Source organism: Pseudomonas sp. PDM25 (assembly GCF_019219045.1).
Lineage (GTDB): Bacteria > Pseudomonadota > Gammaproteobacteria > Pseudomonadales > Pseudomonadaceae > Aquipseudomonas.
Genome location: NZ_JAHUWL010000002.1, coordinates 286,065 through 302,523 on the forward strand (window position 1 = coordinate 286,065; position 16,459 = coordinate 302,523).

At 60.4% G+C, this 16,459-nt stretch carries 12 protein-coding genes; 8 read left to right on the forward strand and 4 right to left on the reverse strand.

Features of this window, described 5'->3' with window-relative positions:
* Positions 1-60: 60 nt before the first annotated feature.
* Positions 61-579: an ankyrin repeat domain-containing protein gene (locus KW848_RS03830; RefSeq protein ID WP_056740408.1), complete on the forward strand. Its 519-nt coding sequence runs from the start codon at positions 61-63 to the stop codon at positions 577-579.
* A gap of 258 nt (positions 580-837) precedes the next feature.
* Here KW848_RS03830 and KW848_RS03835 read toward each other — a convergent pair whose 3' ends face one another.
* Entirely contained in the window at positions 838-2,178 is a 1,341-nt protein-coding gene (locus tag KW848_RS03835) for a substrate-binding domain-containing protein (protein ID WP_218535810.1), read from the reverse strand.
* 190 nt (positions 2,179-2,368) lie between these two features.
* Positions 2,369-3,181 (reverse strand): exodeoxyribonuclease III, encoded by an 813-nt coding sequence (xthA, locus tag KW848_RS03840; RefSeq protein ID WP_218535812.1) that lies wholly within the window; start codon positions 3,179-3,181, stop codon positions 2,369-2,371.
* 332 nt (positions 3,182-3,513) lie between these two features.
* On the opposite strand from xthA, the gene KW848_RS03845 reads away from it, so the two are divergent.
* The 7 genes from KW848_RS03845 (at position 3,514) to KW848_RS03875 (ending at position 14,890) form a co-directional block, all read left to right on the forward strand.
* On the forward strand, positions 3,514-4,164 hold the full coding sequence (locus KW848_RS03845; RefSeq protein ID WP_218535816.1) for an N-acetyltransferase: 651 nt from the start codon (positions 3,514-3,516) through the stop codon (positions 4,162-4,164).
* 65 nt (positions 4,165-4,229) lie between these two features.
* Positions 4,230-5,957, forward strand: coding sequence for an autotransporter assembly complex family protein (locus KW848_RS03850; protein ID WP_218535818.1), 1,728 nt, complete (start codon positions 4,230-4,232; stop codon positions 5,955-5,957).
* Positions 5,954-9,628, forward strand: a complete 3,675-nt coding sequence (locus KW848_RS03855) for a translocation/assembly module TamB domain-containing protein (RefSeq protein ID WP_218535820.1) — start codon at positions 5,954-5,956, stop codon at positions 9,626-9,628. Before KW848_RS03850 ends, KW848_RS03855 begins: the two co-directional genes overlap by 4 nt.
* Before the next feature lie 256 nt (positions 9,629-9,884).
* The gene (locus KW848_RS03860) at positions 9,885-10,358 is read left to right on the forward strand and encodes a MarR family winged helix-turn-helix transcriptional regulator (protein WP_033057114.1); all 474 of its coding nucleotides are present in this window, start codon (positions 9,885-9,887) and stop codon (positions 10,356-10,358) included.
* A complete protein-coding gene (locus KW848_RS03865; RefSeq protein ID WP_218535822.1) occupies positions 10,355-11,824 on the forward strand; it encodes an efflux transporter outer membrane subunit in 1,470 nt (489 codons plus the stop codon). Before KW848_RS03860 ends, KW848_RS03865 begins: the two co-directional genes overlap by 4 nt.
* A 15-nt stretch (positions 11,825-11,839) precedes the next feature.
* Positions 11,840-13,042, forward strand: a complete 1,203-nt coding sequence (locus KW848_RS03870) for an efflux RND transporter periplasmic adaptor subunit (protein ID WP_134099159.1) — start codon at positions 11,840-11,842, stop codon at positions 13,040-13,042.
* 318 nt (positions 13,043-13,360) lie between these two features.
* The gene (locus KW848_RS03875) at positions 13,361-14,890 is read left to right on the forward strand and encodes a DHA2 family efflux MFS transporter permease subunit (RefSeq protein WP_218535824.1); all 1,530 of its coding nucleotides are present in this window, start codon (positions 13,361-13,363) and stop codon (positions 14,888-14,890) included.
* Positions 14,891-15,017: 127 nt separating this feature from the next.
* On the opposite strand, the gene lpxH is transcribed toward KW848_RS03875, so the two are convergent.
* Together lpxH and KW848_RS03885 are read right to left on the reverse strand one after the other, a co-directional pair.
* Complete coding sequence (gene lpxH / locus KW848_RS03880) at positions 15,018-15,770, reverse strand: UDP-2,3-diacylglucosamine diphosphatase (protein WP_218535827.1); 753 nt, start codon at positions 15,768-15,770, stop codon at positions 15,018-15,020.
* A complete protein-coding gene (locus KW848_RS03885; protein WP_218535829.1) occupies positions 15,767-16,270 on the reverse strand; it encodes a peptidylprolyl isomerase in 504 nt (167 codons plus the stop codon). Before KW848_RS03885 ends, lpxH begins: the two co-directional genes overlap by 4 nt.
* Positions 16,271-16,459 lie beyond the last annotated feature (189 nt).

The window sequence follows — 16,459 nt, forward strand, 5'->3', positions numbered from 1 at the left end:
CAGCCTCGGGGCTGCTCGGGAAACTGTCGGCTTTGCGAATAACAGAACGTGGAGTGCCCAATGTCAGACCAAAGCCGCCAGATGTCCCCCGAAGAAGCCGCTGAATTTGCCGAACAGGTATTCAACAAAGCGCGTGAGGGCGATGCGGCCATGATGGCCGCGCTGTTGACCAAGGGCCTGCCGCCGAACCTGCGTAACCACAAGGGTGACACCTTGCTGATGCTGGCCGCTTACCACGGCCACGTGGAGACGGTAAAAGTCCTGCTCGAGCACAAGGCCGACCCGGAAATCCGCAACGACAATGGCCAGAGCCCGATTGCCGGCGCGGCGTTCAAGGGTGATCTGGCCGTGGTCAAGGCACTGGTTGAAGGCGGCGCGCAAGTGGAAGGTTCGTCCTTCGACGGTCGCACTGCGCTGATGATGGCGGCGATGTTCAATCGCGTGGAAATCGTCGACTACCTGATCAGCAAAGGCGCCGACCCGAAAGCCAAGGACGCCAATGGCGTTTCTGCGCTGGATGCCGCCAAGACCATGGGCGCGGTGGACACCACGGCGCAGTTGCAGAAACTGCTTGGCTGATTGCAAATCCTGAGGCAACTAAAAACCTGTGGTGAGGGGATATATCGGAATGCCGCACCACCCCGTTCGGCTGCGAAGCAGTCGTCAATCCGGTTGACGTTGTCTTCCTGAGAAGCATCGGTGACTGGAATGGGGTGGCTGCGCCACCCAACGGGGATAAATCCCCTCGCCACAGATAAATCCCCCAGTCACAGATAATCCCCCTGCACACTGGTAAATCCACTGACAAAAGTGTGGTCGGCCTGAATCGGGCGGGTCTCAATACACCCAAACCTCAACCCGCCGATTCTTGATTCGCCCCTCATCCGCGCTATTGGCCGCCACCGGCATCTCGGCGCCAAAACCACGAATCTCGCGAAACACCACGCCGCTTTTCACCAGTTCTCGCCGCACCGCCATGGCGCGCAGTTTCGACAGCAGATCGGCCCGCGCCGGATCACTTTTGGCGTCGCCAAACCCCACCAGCGTCACCTGGCGATTGGTCTTGTCACGCTGCTTTATATAGTCGAGCACCCGCGACAGGTCCTGCCGGGCCTTGTTGTCCAGCGTCGCACTGCCTTCTTCGAAACGGAAATTCACAGTCAGGCGCTGGGCGTGACGGCTGAGCGCCTGATAACCCTCCGGCATCAATGCATTCGGCGTGACCGTCATGGCCTGGACGGTCTGGGCGATAAAACCATTGGCCGCGACAATCGCCTGGCCCGTGCTGCTTTGGGCGAACGCCACCAATGCGTCGGCCCAGGGATTTTTCCCGTTGGGCGGCAGGTAAAAGAACAGCCGACGGGACAGCGGATAGTCTTCCGTGGCAATCAGGCTGTTGAGCGGCAGCATGGCTTGGGATTGGCCATCGGCAATCGCCACGGCTTTGGCCTGACGCACGTAAGGCAGGCCGATGAAGCCAATACCTTGCGGGTCCAGGCTGACCGCGTCGGACAATTGCTCGCTGGATTCGAACCGTTTCGCAGCGCTGCTCAGGGTTTTCCCACGACGGCTGAGGACCAATTCCTTGAACGTGTCGTAGGTGCCCGATTGGTCATCCCGCGCATAGAGATGAATCGTCCCACCGCTGCCGCCGAGTTCTTCCCAGGTTTTTGCCTCGCCGCTGAAGATTCGCGCCAATTGTTCGGTGTTCAGTTCATGCAATGGATTTTGCGGATGAAGAATGATCGCCAGGCCATCGATGGCGATGACCTGCTCGGCGCCGACGCTTTTAAAGTCGCCCAAGCGTGCAAGGTCTGCCCGTTCGCTGTCCTTGATCGGGCGCGAGGAGGCGGCGAGGTCGGCGGTGGCGGTTTTCAGGGCGGTGAAACCGGTGCTGGAACCGTGGGCCGCAATGTCCACCGCGACCCGGCGGCCCTGAACGGTTTCGCCGATGACGCGCAGCTCGTTGGCTGTGTCCGGGGCTTCGCTGTGAATCTTCAGCAGGCCCTGTTCGCGCATCAACCCCTCAACCAGCGCCGGGCCCAATGCCGCGCCGATGGTGTTGGAACCCTGGATGCGCAGCACCGGGGCAGCCTCGGGGGTCGGCAACGCGCCAGCCGACGCCGCCAGCGGCAGCCTGGCACACAGCATCAACAGGAACAACACGCGCAGCGTCATGCCAGCACCTTACAAGCCAAAGGAAGTGCCGGGAGAATAAGTCAGTAAGGTTTCTGAAAGATGACAGTTGCTCAATGTGGGAGCGGGCTTGCTCGCGAAGGCGGTTTATCATTCAACATTGATGTTGACTGACACGACGCCTTCGCGAGCAAGCCCGCTCCCACAGGTGAGCTATGTCGAAAGGCAGAGATCAGCTCAATTCAAGCCAGATCGGCGCGTGATCCGACGGCTTTTCCATCCCGCGCAATTCGTAATCCACACCTGCATCCTTGACCCGTGGCAACAACCCGTGGGACGCCATGATCAAGTCAATCCGCAGCCCACGCTTGGGCTCATCCTCAAAACCGCGGCTACGGTAGTCGAACCAGCTGAAACGGTCGGCCACCTCCGGGTTCAAGTGGCGGAAGCTGTCCACCAGGCCCCAGTTCTTCAAGCGGGCCATCCACTCGCGTTCTTCCGGCAGGAAGCTGCATTTGCCGGTTTTCAGCCAGCGTTTCATGTTGTCCGGGCCGATACCGATGTCGCAGTCTTCTGGGGAAATGTTCACGTCGCCCATCACCACCAGCGGCTGATCGTTGCTGAACTGGCTTTCCAGCAATTGTTGCAGATCGCTGTAAAAGCGTTCCTTGGCCGGGAACTTGGTGGGGTGATCGCGGCTTTCGCCCTGTGGGAAATAGCCGTTCATGATGGTCACCGGCACGCCATTGGCATCGGCGAACGTGCCCCAGATGAAGCGGCGCTGAGCATCTTCTTCATCGGTGACGAAACCTTTGTGCAGCGCGATGGGTTCCTGACGCGAGAGCAGGGCCACGCCGTAGTGACCTTTTTGACCGTGGAAATACACGTGATAGCCCAGCGCCTGAACCTCGGCCAGCGGGAACTGGTCGTCGTGAACCTTGGTTTCCTGCAGTCCGATCACATCGGGCTGATGCTTTTCGATCAGCGCCGCCAGCTGATGAGGGCGAGCGCGCAGCCCGTTGATGTTGAAGGAGACGATCTTCATGGTCGGCAGTCCTGGCAAAAGGGCGATGCTAGCTGACATGTAGGAATGGGGCCAGTGTTGGGGTGAGGGGATTCACTGTGTTCTGTCAGATCTATATTGGCAGTGAGGACCTCTTCGCGGGCAAGCCCGCTCCCACAGGGTTCTCCAGCGAACAAAAATTTTGTGTACGCCAAAAAACCTGTGGGAGCGTGGCTTGCCCGCGAAGAGGCCAGTCCAGTCGATGAAGAACCAGCCTTGGTCTATACCTGTTGGGGGAACTGTATTACCACCCACAGGCTCGTACCAATAAGAGCACCGCCATTTTGAGCTGTGCCCCGGGGAGATCTACCGTTATGCCCGAAACCTCGACCGTCATCGCCGATATTCACATGCTCGACAGCGGCTATTCCCGCGAAGCACGTTCGCTGTTGTACCAGGCTTACCGGCATGAGCCGACGTTCGGCTACCTGTTCGAAGCGGAGCGTCCCGGTTATGAGCAACGGGTCCGGGCCACCGTGCGCGAACTGGTCAAGCAACACTTTCTTCAGGACTTGCCGGCCATCGGCCTGCTGGTCAACGACCGGTTGATCGGCATCGCGCTGATCGCGCCGCCGCAACGTCGCCTGGGCATCACCGAGAGTTGGGCCTGGCGTCTGCGCATGGTGCTCAGCACCGGGTTCCGCTGCACCCGACGCTATCTCGAGTATCACGATGCCGTGATGGCTTGCGTGCCGTCCGATTCGGTGCACCTGCTGCCATTGCTGGGGGTTCATCCGCAATTCCAGGGCAAACACTTTGGCGAACAGTTGCTGCAAGCGGTGCATAACTGGTGCGCGGTGGATGAGCATTCCGAGGGCGTCATCCTCGATACCGGGAATCCTCGTTATCTGGAGTTCTATAAGCGCCAGGGCTATGAGGAAATTGGTGAGGTCGCCGTAGGACCGATTCGCGAACACGTGTTTTTCCACGCCAATCCGCAGGTGTTACAAACAGCAACGGGATAAAGGTAGAACTTTCACCGCACGCCAGGCTCTATCACGCTCCCAAGCTCGTGATAGCATCCGCGCCTATGAAGTTTCCAGGAAGAATTACCAGCGGTGTGCTGATGCTGATTACCAGCTGCGCGGCGCTGGCGCAAAGTGAATTGGATGTGCGGATCAAACCGTCCAACGATGAACTGAAAGCCAATATAGAGGGCTATATCGGCAGCCTCGGCGATCGAGACGAAGAAGCCTTGCTGCGCTTCAGTCGTGGCGCCGAAGAACAGGCGCGCAAGGCCGCCCAGGCCTTGGGTTATTACCAGCCGCAGATCGACTCGGATGTGAAGGGCGGCAAGACGCCGCGCCTGGTGCTGAACATCGATCCCGGCGAGCCGGTGCATTTGCGCAATGTCACTATTCGCATCGACGGCCCGGCCGCCTCCCTCAAATCATTCCGTGTACCCAAAAGCAATGCGCTGAAAACCGGCGCAGTGCTCAACCATGGCCATTACGAAGACGCCAAACGCTTGATTCAGAATCAGGCTTCGCGCTATGGCTTTTTCAGTGGTTATTTCAGCAGCCAGAAATTGTTGGTCGACCCGCGAGCCGGCGTCGCCGACATCGAACTGATCTACAACAGCGGCCCGCGCTATTCACTGGGCAAGGTCAGTTTCGAAGGTGACACGCCGTTCGACGAAGACCTGCTGCAACGCATGGTGCCGTTCAAGGCCGGCGTGCCTTATGACTCCGAACTGATCGCCGAACTCAATCAGGCCATGCAATCGAGCGGCTATTTCGAAAGCGTGCGGGTGGATGCGGCGCCGACGGCGTCCAAGAACGACGTGATCCCGGTGGACGTCAAACTCGAAACCCGCAAACCACGGACCATGGGCCTCGGGCTGGGTTTTTCCACCGACGTCGGCCCACGGATCAAGGCCAACTGGACCCGGCACTGGGTCAACCCTCAGGGGCACAGCTATGGCTGGGAGACCGAAGTTTCGGCGCCTAGGCAGAACGTCGGTGTGTTCTACGACATTCCCCTGGACCCACCGCTGACCGACAAGCTGCGGTTCGCCGGTGGCTATCAGAATGAAGAAATTGCCGACAAGGACTCCCTCAGCAAACTGCTGACCCTCGGCCCCGAGTGGCACAGCAAGCTGCCCAGCGGTTGGCAGCGAGTGGTATCGCTCAAGTGGCAGCGCGAGGAATACAGGCTCGGCGACGACTCGGGGCTCAGCACGTTGCTGATGCCGGGCGTCAGCTATTCCTACCTTAAAAGTGATAACCGCATCGACCCGCACAACGGTTATCGCCTGGGATTCGAGACCAAAGTGGCCAAGGAAGGTTTGGGTTCCGACACCAACCTGATTTACGGCACCGCGTTGGTGAAAGGCTTGACCACGGTTTTCGACAAGCACCGCTTCCTCGGGCGGGTACAGGTCGGCGGCAGCGCCACCAACGGCTACAAATCGGTGCCGCCGTCGCTGCGCTTCTTCGCCGGTGGCGATCAGAGCGTGCGCGGTTACGACTATCAGAGCCTGTCCCCGGAAAACTCCGAGGGCGACCGCATCGGTGGCCGCTACATGATCGCCGGCAGCGTCGAGTATCAATATTCCATCGCCGAAAAATGGCGGGTCGCGACCTTCATCGATCAGGGCAACTCCTTCAATACCCTCGAACTGCCGAACCTCAAGACCGGCGTCGGTATCGGCGTGCGCTGGGTCTCGCCGGTGGGGCCGATACGCCTCGACCTGGCCCATGCGATGGACGACGAGGGCGGCATTCGACTGCACTTTTCCATGGGGCCTGAGCTGTGAATCGTGGTTTGAAGATAACGCTGTTGGCGATTCTGGCGCTGCTGATGCTGGTCGTTTTGACCGTGGCCACAATGCTGGGCACGGCGGCGGGCAGTCGTTGGGCGCTCGGCTTTGTGCCGGGTTTGACCGTCGAGAACTTCCAGGGCCGATTGGGCGGGCAGTGGAGTGCCAACCATGTGCTGTGGCAGCAGGACAGCAGTCGGGTTGAGCTGGACAAGGTGATTTTCGCCTGGTCGCCGCTGTGCCTGACGCGCATGACCCTGTGCATCGAGCAATTGAAAGCCGATCAGGTCAGCCTGCAATTCCCGCCAGGCACAGAAGAAGAAAGCAGCGGGCCGATCAGTCTCCCGGATCTGAAGTTGCCCTTGACCATCGAGCTGGGCGATGTCCAGGTCGGCAGCCTGCTGTTTAACGGCAGCGAAGAACTCAAGGGCCTGCAACTGGCGGCGCATTGGACAGCCAACGGTTTGCAGATCGATTCCGTTCATTTGCAAAGGGATGACCTGAACCTGAATCTTTCAGGTCTGCTGCAACCCAGCGGTAACTGGCCGCTCACGGCCGAAGGCAAACTGACCCTGCCAGCTCCCGGCACCGGGCCTTGGGCGCTGGCCCTGAAGGTCGACGGCGATCTGCTGAAAACCCTGAACCTGAAAGCCGACAGCAGCGGTTACCTGAACGGACAATTGACCGGCGAACTGCAACCGCTGGTGGAAAACCTGCCGGCCAAAGTGCGGATCACCGCTGACGGCTTCAAGCCTGGTGCCGATCTGCCGGACACCCTGCAACTCAACCAACTGGAACTCACGGGCGATGGCAACCTGAAAAACGGTTACCAGTTGCTCGGCAAAGCCACGTTGCCTGGGGAAAAAGGCCCCGTCGCGTTATTGCTGCAAGGCAAGGTCGATGCCAATGGCGCACAGATCGCCGGGTTGGACCTCACGGCCAACGACAAGCAACGCCTGAAACTCACCGGCAACCTCGACTGGAGCAAAGGCCTGAGCGCCGATGCCAAGATCGACTGGCTGGATTTCCCGTGGCACAGCCTCTATCCACTGATCGACGAGCCCGAAGTGGCGTTGCGCAGTTTCAACGGTGAAGTCTCCTACACCGACGGTAAATACCTGGGCAGCTTCAAAGCCGCACTCGACGGCCCGGCCGGGGCGTTCAGCCTGACCAGCCCGTTCAGCGGCGACCTGACGAAGATCTACCTGCAACAAATTCAACTCGAAGCCGGGCAGGGCAAGGCCGAAGGGCACCTGAACCTGCAATTCGCCGACGGCATTGCCTGGGACACGGCGCTGGACCTGTCGGCGATCAACCCGGCGTACTGGGTCGCGGAGTTGCCGGGAACCCTGGCCGGACCGTTGCGCAGCAAGGGCGAGATGAAGAATGAAAAACTCAGCCTGACTGCTGATCTCGACTTGAAAGGCAAACTGCGCGGCCAACCGGCAGTAATCCAGGCCAAAGCCGATGGCGGTGGCGAGCAATGGAACCTCAGCGCATTGCAAATTCGCCTTGGCGACAACAGCATCAACGGCAAGGGCAGCCTGCAACAGAAGCTCGCCGGCCAGATCGATATCAAGCTGCCGCGCCTGGCCCAGCTGTGGCCGCAACTGCGCGGCCAGCTCAATGGTCGCGTCGATGTCGCCGGGACACTCAAGGCCCCGCAAGGCAAGCTCGGACTGCAAGGCACGCAACTGGCCTTCGAAGACAATCGCCTGCAAAGCCTGAATCTGGACGCCACCCTCGACAGTGCGCAACGGGCGAAAATCGACCTCAAGGGCAGCGGCATTCAGGCCGGTGAAACGTCGCTGGGCACGCTGACCGCCAGCGGCCAGGGCGATATCAAAAACCAGAAACTCACCCTCGACCTGCAAGGGCCGAAGCTGAAACTCGCCCTCGGCCTCGACGGCAATCTGGACCAAGGCAATTGGCGTGGGCGCCTGGCCAGCGGCGATATCCAGGCCGGCGGCCAAGACTGGAAACTGCAAGGTCCGGCGAAGCTTGAACGGCTGGCGGACGGCAAGATCAACTTCGGCGCCCATTGCTGGACGTCCGGCCCGGCCAGCCTGTGCGGCGAGGATCAGCGCCTGATGCCTGAGCCGAAGCTGCGTTATCACCTCAAACAGTTCCCGATCGACAGCCTGGCGCAGTGGTTGCCCAAGGATTTCGCCTGGAAGGGCCGGCTCAACGCCGACCTGCAACTGGACCTGCCGGCCAGCGGCCCGAACGGCCAGATCAGCGTCGATGCCAGCGGCGGCACGTTGCGCATCAAGGAAAAGGACCAGTGGCTGGACTTCCCGTACCAGACCCTGAAACTCAACAGCAAACTCACGCCCAAGCGCATCGACACTGACCTCAATTTTGTCGGCGGCAAGCTCGGTGAGCTGATGCTCCAGGCGCAGATCAATCCGTTGCCGAAGGACAAACCACTGACCGGCTCGTTCCGCCTGAGTGGTCTGGATCTGTCGGTGGCGCGGCCATTCGTGCCGATGGTCGAGAAACTGACCGGACGCTTGAATGGCAGCGGCACGCTCGCCGGTACGCTGCTGGCGCCGCAGGTCAACGGCAATCTGCTGCTCAGCGACGGCGAGATTTCCGGGCCTGAACTGCCAATGGACCTCGAAGCGCTGCAACTTCAAGCCGTGATTTCTGGTGAAAATGTGCAATTGAATGGCGGCTGGAAAAGCGGCAAGACCGGGCAGGGCACTTTGAGCGGCAACATCGCCTGGGGTCAGGCATTGGTGGTGGATCTGGCGCTCAAAGGCACGCAATTGCCCGTCACCGTCGAGCCCTACGCCAAGCTGGAAGTGGCGCCGGACCTGAAGATTTCGATGAAGGACGACAAACTGGCGATCGTCGGCAAGGTGCTGGTGCCAAAAGGCGAGATCACCGTGCGCGAGTTGCCGCCATCGACGGTCAAGGTGTCCGATGACACGGTGATCGTCGGCCAGCAGACCGAAGAGGGCAAACCCCCGATGGCCATGGCGATGGACATCGATGTGGTGGTCGGGCAGGACAAACTCAGCTTCGCCGGGTTTGGCCTGACCGCCAACCTGCAAGGTCATGTGCACATCGGCGACAACATGGATACCCGCGGCGAGCTCTGGCTCAACGATGGGCGTTATCGTGCCTACGGTCAGCGGTTGACCGTGCGCCGGGCGCGTTTGCTGTTTGCCGGCCCAATCGATCAGCCGTATCTGGACATCGAAGCGATTCGCCAGACCGACGACGTGATCGCCGGCATTCGCCTGAGCGGCAGCGCGGAGCAGCCGACCACACAGATCTTCTCCGAGCCGGCGATGAGCCAGGAGCAGGCCTTGTCCTATCTGGTGCTGGGGCGTCCGTTGGCCAGTAACGGTGAAGACAACAACATGCTCGCCCAGGCCGCGCTCGGGTTGGGGTTGATGGGCAGTTCGGGGGTGACCAGCGGCTTGGCGAAAAACCTGGGGATTCAGGATTTCCAGCTCGATACCGAGGGTAGCGGCAACGCCACCAGCGTGGTCGCCAGCGGCAATATCTCCGAGAAGCTCAGCCTGCGTTATGGGGTTGGCGTGTTCGAGCCGGCCAACACCATCGCCTTGCGTTACAAGCTGAGCAAGAAGGTCTACCTCGAAGCGGCGGGCGGCGTGGCCAGTTCGCTGGACATCTTCTACAAGCGGGATTTCTAAGCCTCGCCATCTCTAAAACCGAGTCGCTGCCTTCGCGAGCAAGCCCGCTCCCACATTGGATTTGTGTTACGCCGCAGATCAAATGTGGGAGCGGGCTTGCTCGCGAAGGGCGCGCTGCGATCATCGATCCGAAGCAACTTTCCTGCGCCATTTATCAACTAAATAGCAAGCAGCCTAACTATTACGTTGACATTCGCTGCCTAGGCAGTAACATCTCGACATACATTCTCTGCCTAGGCAGCTAATCGGTGGTCAGATGAAGCATTTCACCCCAGACGAATTCCACACGTGTCATCTCGGCCTCCTGCTCGGGCGCGCTGCGCTGCTCAAGGACCGGATCATCGACACGCACATGGAACCTCACGGCATCACCGCCGCGCAGTTCAAAGTGCTGATCATCATGGCCCAGTTCGGCGTCGATACCCCGGCCGAGCTGTGCCGTCACCTGTCGCTGGACAGCGGATCGATGACCCGCATGCTCGATCGTCTGGAACAGAAAGGCTTCCTCGCCCGCCAACGCTCCGAGGCGGATCGCCGTCAGGTTCAGTTGGTGTTGACCGAACAAGGCCAGCAGTTGACTGATCGCCTGCCGGAGATCGGTGCCGACGCCATGAATGAACTGGCTGGCGCGATCACCCCAGAGGAATTGAAAACCCTGGAACAGATCCTCAAGAAAATTCTGGTGGCAGCCGGTGACTCGATCACCCTGCTGCGGGTAGGTGACAAATGAGCAGTAAAACCCTGCGTACCGGCCTGAGCCTGGTGCTGGCGGCCATGACCCTGGCCGGTTGCGCCAGCTACAGCGGCCTGACCACCGAAGGCAAAAGCCTGGATGCGAAAACCCTCAAGGCCGGGCAATCCCTCAGCGGGGTGACTCTGTCGCCCGCGGCCTGGCCGAAAAGCGATTGGTGGAAAAGCCTCGGCGACCCACAGCTCGACGGCTTGATCCGCGAAGCCCTGCACGACAGCCCCGACATGCAAATTGCCGACGCCCGTGCCCACCAGGCCAGCGCCGCCGCTTATGCAGCGGATGCCGCGCGCATGCCGACTCTTGATGCCAGCGCTGGTGTCAGCCGTTCGCGTCTGGCCCGGGATCAGGACCCGAGCGGGCAGGGCGGCACGTACTCCACCGTGCGCAACCTCAGCGCCAGTTTCAATTACAACTTCGACCTCTGGGGCGGTCAGCGTGATGCCTGGGAAGCCGCATTGGGTCAGGCCCGTGCTGCCGAAGTCGATCAACAGGCCGCTCAGCTGACGTTGTCCGCCGACGTCGCTCGCGCCTACAGCGATCTGGGTCAGGCGCATATCGTCTACGACCTGGCCAGTGAAGACCTCAAACGCACCAAACAAATGCTCGACCTGAGCCAGCGTCGCCTGAGCTCGGGGATCGACAGCCAATACCAGTTCCAGCAAACCGAAAGCCTGGAAGCCACGTCCGAAGCCAGCTTGATCGACGCCGAAAAACGCCTGCAAAGCGCGAAAATCGCTTTGGCCGTCTTGCTCGGCAAAGGCCCGGATCGCGGCAATGAAATCGCCCGGCCGAAAATCCTCCAGGCCAGCGCCGTGGCGTTGCCGTCGGTGCTGCCGGCTGAGTTGCTCGGTCGTCGTCCGGACCTGGTGGCTGCGCGTTGGCGGGTCGAGGCGGCGAGCAAGAACATCGACGCCGGCAAAACCCGCTTCTACCCCAACCTCAACCTGAGCGCCGCGGCCGGTGCCGAGTCGTTGCTGGGCGATGCGATGTTCGGTTCGGCCAGTCGCTTCTTCAACATTGCGCCAACGATCTCGGTGCCGATTTTCGACGGCGGCCGCCTGCGCGCCGACCTCGATTCCCGCGACGCCGATTACGACCTCGCCGTGGCGCAGTACAACAAAAGCCTGGTGAAAGCCCTGGGCGATGTCAGCGACACCATCAACCAGTTGCGCGATATCGGCCGGCAGATCGGGACACAGCAGCGCGCCACCGACATTGCCCAGGATTCATACAACACGGTGGTCCAGCGCTACGGTTCCGGCATCGGGAATTACCTGGACGTGCTCAGCATCGAGCAGCAACTGCTCCAGGCCCAGCGTCAGCTGGCCAACCTGAATGCCGAGCAGATCGACCTGTCGATCCAATTGATGCAGGCGCTGGGCGGCGGCTTCCAGGGCAAGACCCTGACCGCAGCCAACGCAGCCCCAGCTACGCAGCACAACTAATTCGAGGTATTTGTCATGGCCACTGCCGAAACGACACCAACCCCTGACAACGCACAAGACACCAGCAACCCGCGCAAACGCAAAGTCATGCTGGTAGTGCTCGCAATCGTGGTGATCCTCGCCGGTATCGGCGTCTGGGGTTATCACGAATTCTACGGGCGCTGGAACGAAAGCACCGACGACGCCTATGTGAACGGCAACGTGGTGGAAATCACTCCGTTGGTCACCGGCACCGTGGTCAGCATCGGTGCCGACGATGGCGACCTGGTTCATGAAGGCCAGGTGCTGATCAACTTCGACCCGAACGACGCCGAAGTCGGTCTGCAAAGTGCCCAGGCCAATCTGGCCCGCACTGTGCGTCAGGTTCGCGGCCTGTACAGCAACGTCGACGGCATGAAAGCCCAGGTCAATGCGCAGCAGGCCGAAGTGCAAAAGGCTCAGGACAACTTCAATCGCCGGAAAAACCTCGCTGCTGGCGGGGCGATTTCCCAGGAAGAACTGTCCCACGCTCGCGATGACCTGACCTCGGCGCAAAACGCCCTGGCCAACGCCAAACAGCAACTGAAAACCACCAGCGCGCTGGTCGATGACACGGTGGTGTCGTCGCACCCGGACGTGATGTCCGCTGCCGCGCAATTGCGTCAGGCTTACTTGAACAACTCCCGCAGCACCTTGATCGCGCCGGTGACCGGTTACGTGGCCAAGCGCTCGGTACAACTGGGCCAACGCGTCCAGCCGGGCACCGCCTTGATGGCGGTGATTCCGCTGGATCAGCTGTGGATCGACGCCAACTTCAAGGAAACCCAGCTGCGTGACATGCGCATCGGTCAGCCCGTAGACATCGAAGCCGACCTGTACGGCAGTGACGTGAAGTTCAGCGGCACCATCGACAGCCTCGGCGCCGGCACCGGTAGCGCGTTTGCCTTGCTACCGGCGCAGAACGCCACCGGTAACTGGATCAAGATCGTCCAGCGGGTGCCGGTGCGGATTCACATCAACGCCGAAGAACTGGCCAAGCACCCGTTGCGGGTCGGCCTGTCGACTCAGGTCGATGTGAACCTGCGTGACCAGAGCGGCCCGGTGCTCGCGCAACAGCCGCCGCAAAAGGCCTCGTTCAGCACCAATGTGTATGACCGTCAGTTGGCCGAGGCCGACGCGATGATCACTCAGTTGATCCACGACAACAGCGCTGCGGTCAGCAAAACCGCTCAACGCTGATCAGTCATCACACCGACCCTGTGAGAGTGAGCCTTTGTGGTGAGGGAGCCTCTTTGGTGAGGGAGCTTTTGTGGCGAAGGGATTTATCGGAATGCCGCACCACCCCGTTCGGCTGCGAAGCAGTCGCAAACCGGTGAATGCGGTTTTTCTGAGATACCGCAGTCACAGGTTCAGGGCCGCTTCGCGACCCAACGGGGCGGTGCGACGTTTCGCTAAATCCCCTCGCCACAAAAGCGCCCTCGCCACAAAGGCTCACTCCCACAAGGTCAGCTGCGTCTGTAACAGGCGCAGCGCCAATCAGGTTTCAAAGGATTCGCAATGAGCAATAACGCGTCTTTCACGCCGCCCAGTCTGCTGCTCAGCACCATTGGCCTGTCGCTGGCGACCTTCATGCAAGTGCTCGACACCACCATCGCCAACGTGGCGCTGCCGACGATTTCCGGCAACCTGGGCGTGAGTTCGGAGCAGGGCACGTGGGTGATTACCTCGTTCGCCGTGAGCAACGCCATCGCGCTGCCGTTGACCGGTTGGCTCAGCCGGCGCTTCGGCGAGGTGAAGCTGTTTCTCTGGGCGACGATTCTGTTCGTGCTGGCTTCGTTTCTGTGCGGTATCTCGACCTCGATGCCGGAGCTGATTGGCTTTCGGGTGCTTCAAGGTCTGGTGGCAGGTCCGCTGTATCCGATGACGCAAACGCTGCTGATTGCCGTCTATCCGCCGGCCAGGCGCGGCATGGCCCTGGCGTTGCTGGCGATGGTGACGGTGGTGGCGCCGATTGCCGGCCCCATCCTCGGCGGCTGGATTACCGACAGCTATAGCTGGCCGTGGATCTTTTTTATCAACGTGCCGATCGGTGTTTTCGCGGTGATGGTGGTGCGCTCGCAACTTAAGGCACGGCCGGTGGAAACCAGTTATCAGCCGATGGATTACGTCGGTTTGATCACGCTGATCATTGGCGTCGGCGCCTTGCAGGTGATTCTCGACAAGGGTAACGACCTGGATTGGTTCGAGTCGAACTTCATCCTCATCGGCGCGGCTATTTCAGTGATAGCGCTGGCGGTGTTCGTGATCTGGGAAATGACCGACAAGCACCCGGTGGTCAACCTGCGGCTGTTCGCTTACCGCAACTTCCGCATCGGCACGATTGTGCTGGTGTTGGGTTACGCCGGGTTTTTCGGGATCAACCTGATCCTGCCGCAATGGCTACAAACCCAGATGGGTTACACGGCGACCTGGGCGGGACTGGCGGTGGCGCCGATCGGGATTCTGCCGGTGCTGATGTCGCCGTTTGTCGGCAAGTACGCGCACAAGTTCGACCTGCGGCTGCTGGCCGGCCTGGCGTTCCTGGCGATCGGCCTGAGCTGCTTCATGCGTGCCGGGTTTACCAACGAAGTGGACTTCCAGCACATCGCCCTGGTGCAGCTGTTCATGGGGATTGGCGTGGCGCTGTTCTTCATGCCGACCTTGAGCATTCTGATGTCGGACCTGCCTCCGAGCCAGATCGCCGACGGCGCAGGCCTGGCGACTTTCCTGCGGACCTTGGGCGGTAGTTTTGCGGCCTCGCTGACGACCTGGATCTGGATTCGCCGGGCCGATCAGCACCACGCCTATATGAGTGAAAGCATCAGCACCTATGAGCCGGCTACCCGTGAGGCGTTGAACAGCCTGGGCGGGGCGAGCAACCCGGCGTATGCGCAGCTGGATCATGTGCTGACCAGTCAGGCGTACATGCTCTCCACCGTGGATTACTTCACGTTGCTGGGGTGGGCGTTCATGGGCTTGATTGTGCTGGTGTGGCTGGCGAAACCGCCGTTTGCGGCGAAGGCGGGGCCGGCTGCCTCCGGCCACTAGAGTCAGGTGAAGAACCAATGTGGGAGCGGGCTTGCTCGCGAATGCGGTGTAACAGTCAACTAAGATGTTGAATGCTAATCCACCTTCGCGAGCAAGCCCGCTCCCACAAGGGGTTTGTGTTCGGCTGTTAGTTTGTGGGGGCAGCCAGTTGTGGCGGCGGGGCGAAGTCGAACGGCGCCAGCGCAAACCCTTGCTCATCCACCTGCAACGCCCACCCCTGACGGTCCCAATCCCCCAACACAATCCGCTTGGCCGCCTGTTCGCCAATCTGCAATTTGTGGATGGCCGGGCGATGGGTGTGCCCATGGATCAAGGTCTTCACGCCATAGGCCTGCATGATCCGCGGCACTTCTTCGGGCGTGACATCAACAATGTCATTGGCCTTCATCCGCGTCTGCGCACGGCTTTCACTGCGCAGCTTGCGCGCCAGTTTATGGCGAGTCCGCAACGGCAAGTGCCGCAGGATGAACAGGGTGACCGGATTACGCAGATAGCGACGCAGCTTCATATAAGCCTCGTCGCGGGTGCAGAGGCTGTCGCCGTGCATCAAAAGCACCGGCTCGCCGTAAAACTGCACGACACTCGGGTCTTTCAGCAATGTGCAGCCGGCCTGTTTACAGAAGGCCTGGCCGAGCATGAAGTCGCGATTGCCGTGCATCAGAAAAATGGCCGTGCCGCTGTCGCTGAGTTCGCGCAGGGCCTGGCAGATGGAACGCTGGAACGGCGTCATGGCATCGTCGCCAATCCACGCCTCGAAAAAGTCGCCCAGGATGTACAACGCACTCGCCGAGCGGGCGCGTCCGGCGAGCAAATCCAGAAACGCCCGGCTGATGTCCGGGCGCTCCTCTTCCAGATGCAAGTCTGAAATCAGCAGTATCACTCAATGATCTCGGCTTTCTCGATGATCACGTCTTCTGCGGGTACGTCCTGGTGGCCGGACTTCATGGTGGTGGAAACACCTTTGATCTTGTCGACCACGTCGGTGCCTTCAACGACCTTGGCGAACACGGCGTAACCCCAGCCCTGAGTGGTCTTGGCGCTGTGGTTCAGGAAGCTGTTGTCAGCGACGTTGATGAAGAACTGGGCGGAAGCCGAATGCGGCTCCATGGTGCGGGCCATGGCAACACTGTACTTCACGTTCGGCAGGCCGTTGTCGGCTTCGTTCTGGATGCTTGGGCGCTTGTCTTTCTTTTCTTTCATGCCTGGCTCGAAACCGCCGCCCTGGATCATGAAGTTACCGATGACGCGGTGGAAAACGGTGTTTTCGTAGTGACCGGCTTTGACGTACTCGATGAAGTTGGCCACGGTGATCGGGGCTTTCTCAGCGTTCAGTTCCAGGACGATGTCGCCATGGTTGGTGGTCAGTTTGACTTGGGTCATGATCGGTACTCATTCAAATAATTCGTGGGTTTCGGGGCGTTGAAGCCCTCAACCGGTCCGGCCAAATTCGGCCAAGGTGCGCAGTTTAGCGTGCCGGGCGCGAATTTCGAGGCTGTTTTTCATTTGCATCCGATTAAATGCAGCCGTTTTTTGCCCTGCGCTGTCAGCGGCTTGACGGCATCGGCTATG

Excerpts from the sequence above, each read along its gene's own strand:
- KW848_RS03885 (WP_218535829.1), bottom strand. The coding sequence starts at position 16,270 with ATGACCCAAGTCAAACTGACCACCAACCATGGCGACATCGTCCTGGAA.
- KW848_RS03830 (WP_056740408.1), top strand. The coding sequence starts at position 61 with ATGTCAGACCAAAGCCGCCAGATGTCCCCCGAAGAAGCCGCTGAATTT.
- KW848_RS03860 (WP_033057114.1), top strand. The coding sequence starts at position 9,885 with ATGAAGCATTTCACCCCAGACGAATTCCACACGTGTCATCTCGGCCTC.
- KW848_RS03875 (WP_218535824.1), top strand. The coding sequence starts at position 13,361 with ATGAGCAATAACGCGTCTTTCACGCCGCCCAGTCTGCTGCTCAGCACC.
- KW848_RS03845 (WP_218535816.1), top strand. The coding sequence starts at position 3,514 with ATGCCCGAAACCTCGACCGTCATCGCCGATATTCACATGCTCGACAGC.
- KW848_RS03865 (WP_218535822.1), top strand. The coding sequence starts at position 10,355 with ATGAGCAGTAAAACCCTGCGTACCGGCCTGAGCCTGGTGCTGGCGGCC.
- KW848_RS03850 (WP_218535818.1), top strand. The coding sequence starts at position 4,230 with ATGAAGTTTCCAGGAAGAATTACCAGCGGTGTGCTGATGCTGATTACC.
- KW848_RS03870 (WP_134099159.1), top strand. The coding sequence starts at position 11,840 with ATGGCCACTGCCGAAACGACACCAACCCCTGACAACGCACAAGACACC.
- KW848_RS03835 (WP_218535810.1), bottom strand. The coding sequence starts at position 2,178 with ATGACGCTGCGCGTGTTGTTCCTGTTGATGCTGTGTGCCAGGCTGCCG.
- xthA (WP_218535812.1), bottom strand. The coding sequence starts at position 3,181 with ATGAAGATCGTCTCCTTCAACATCAACGGGCTGCGCGCTCGCCCTCAT.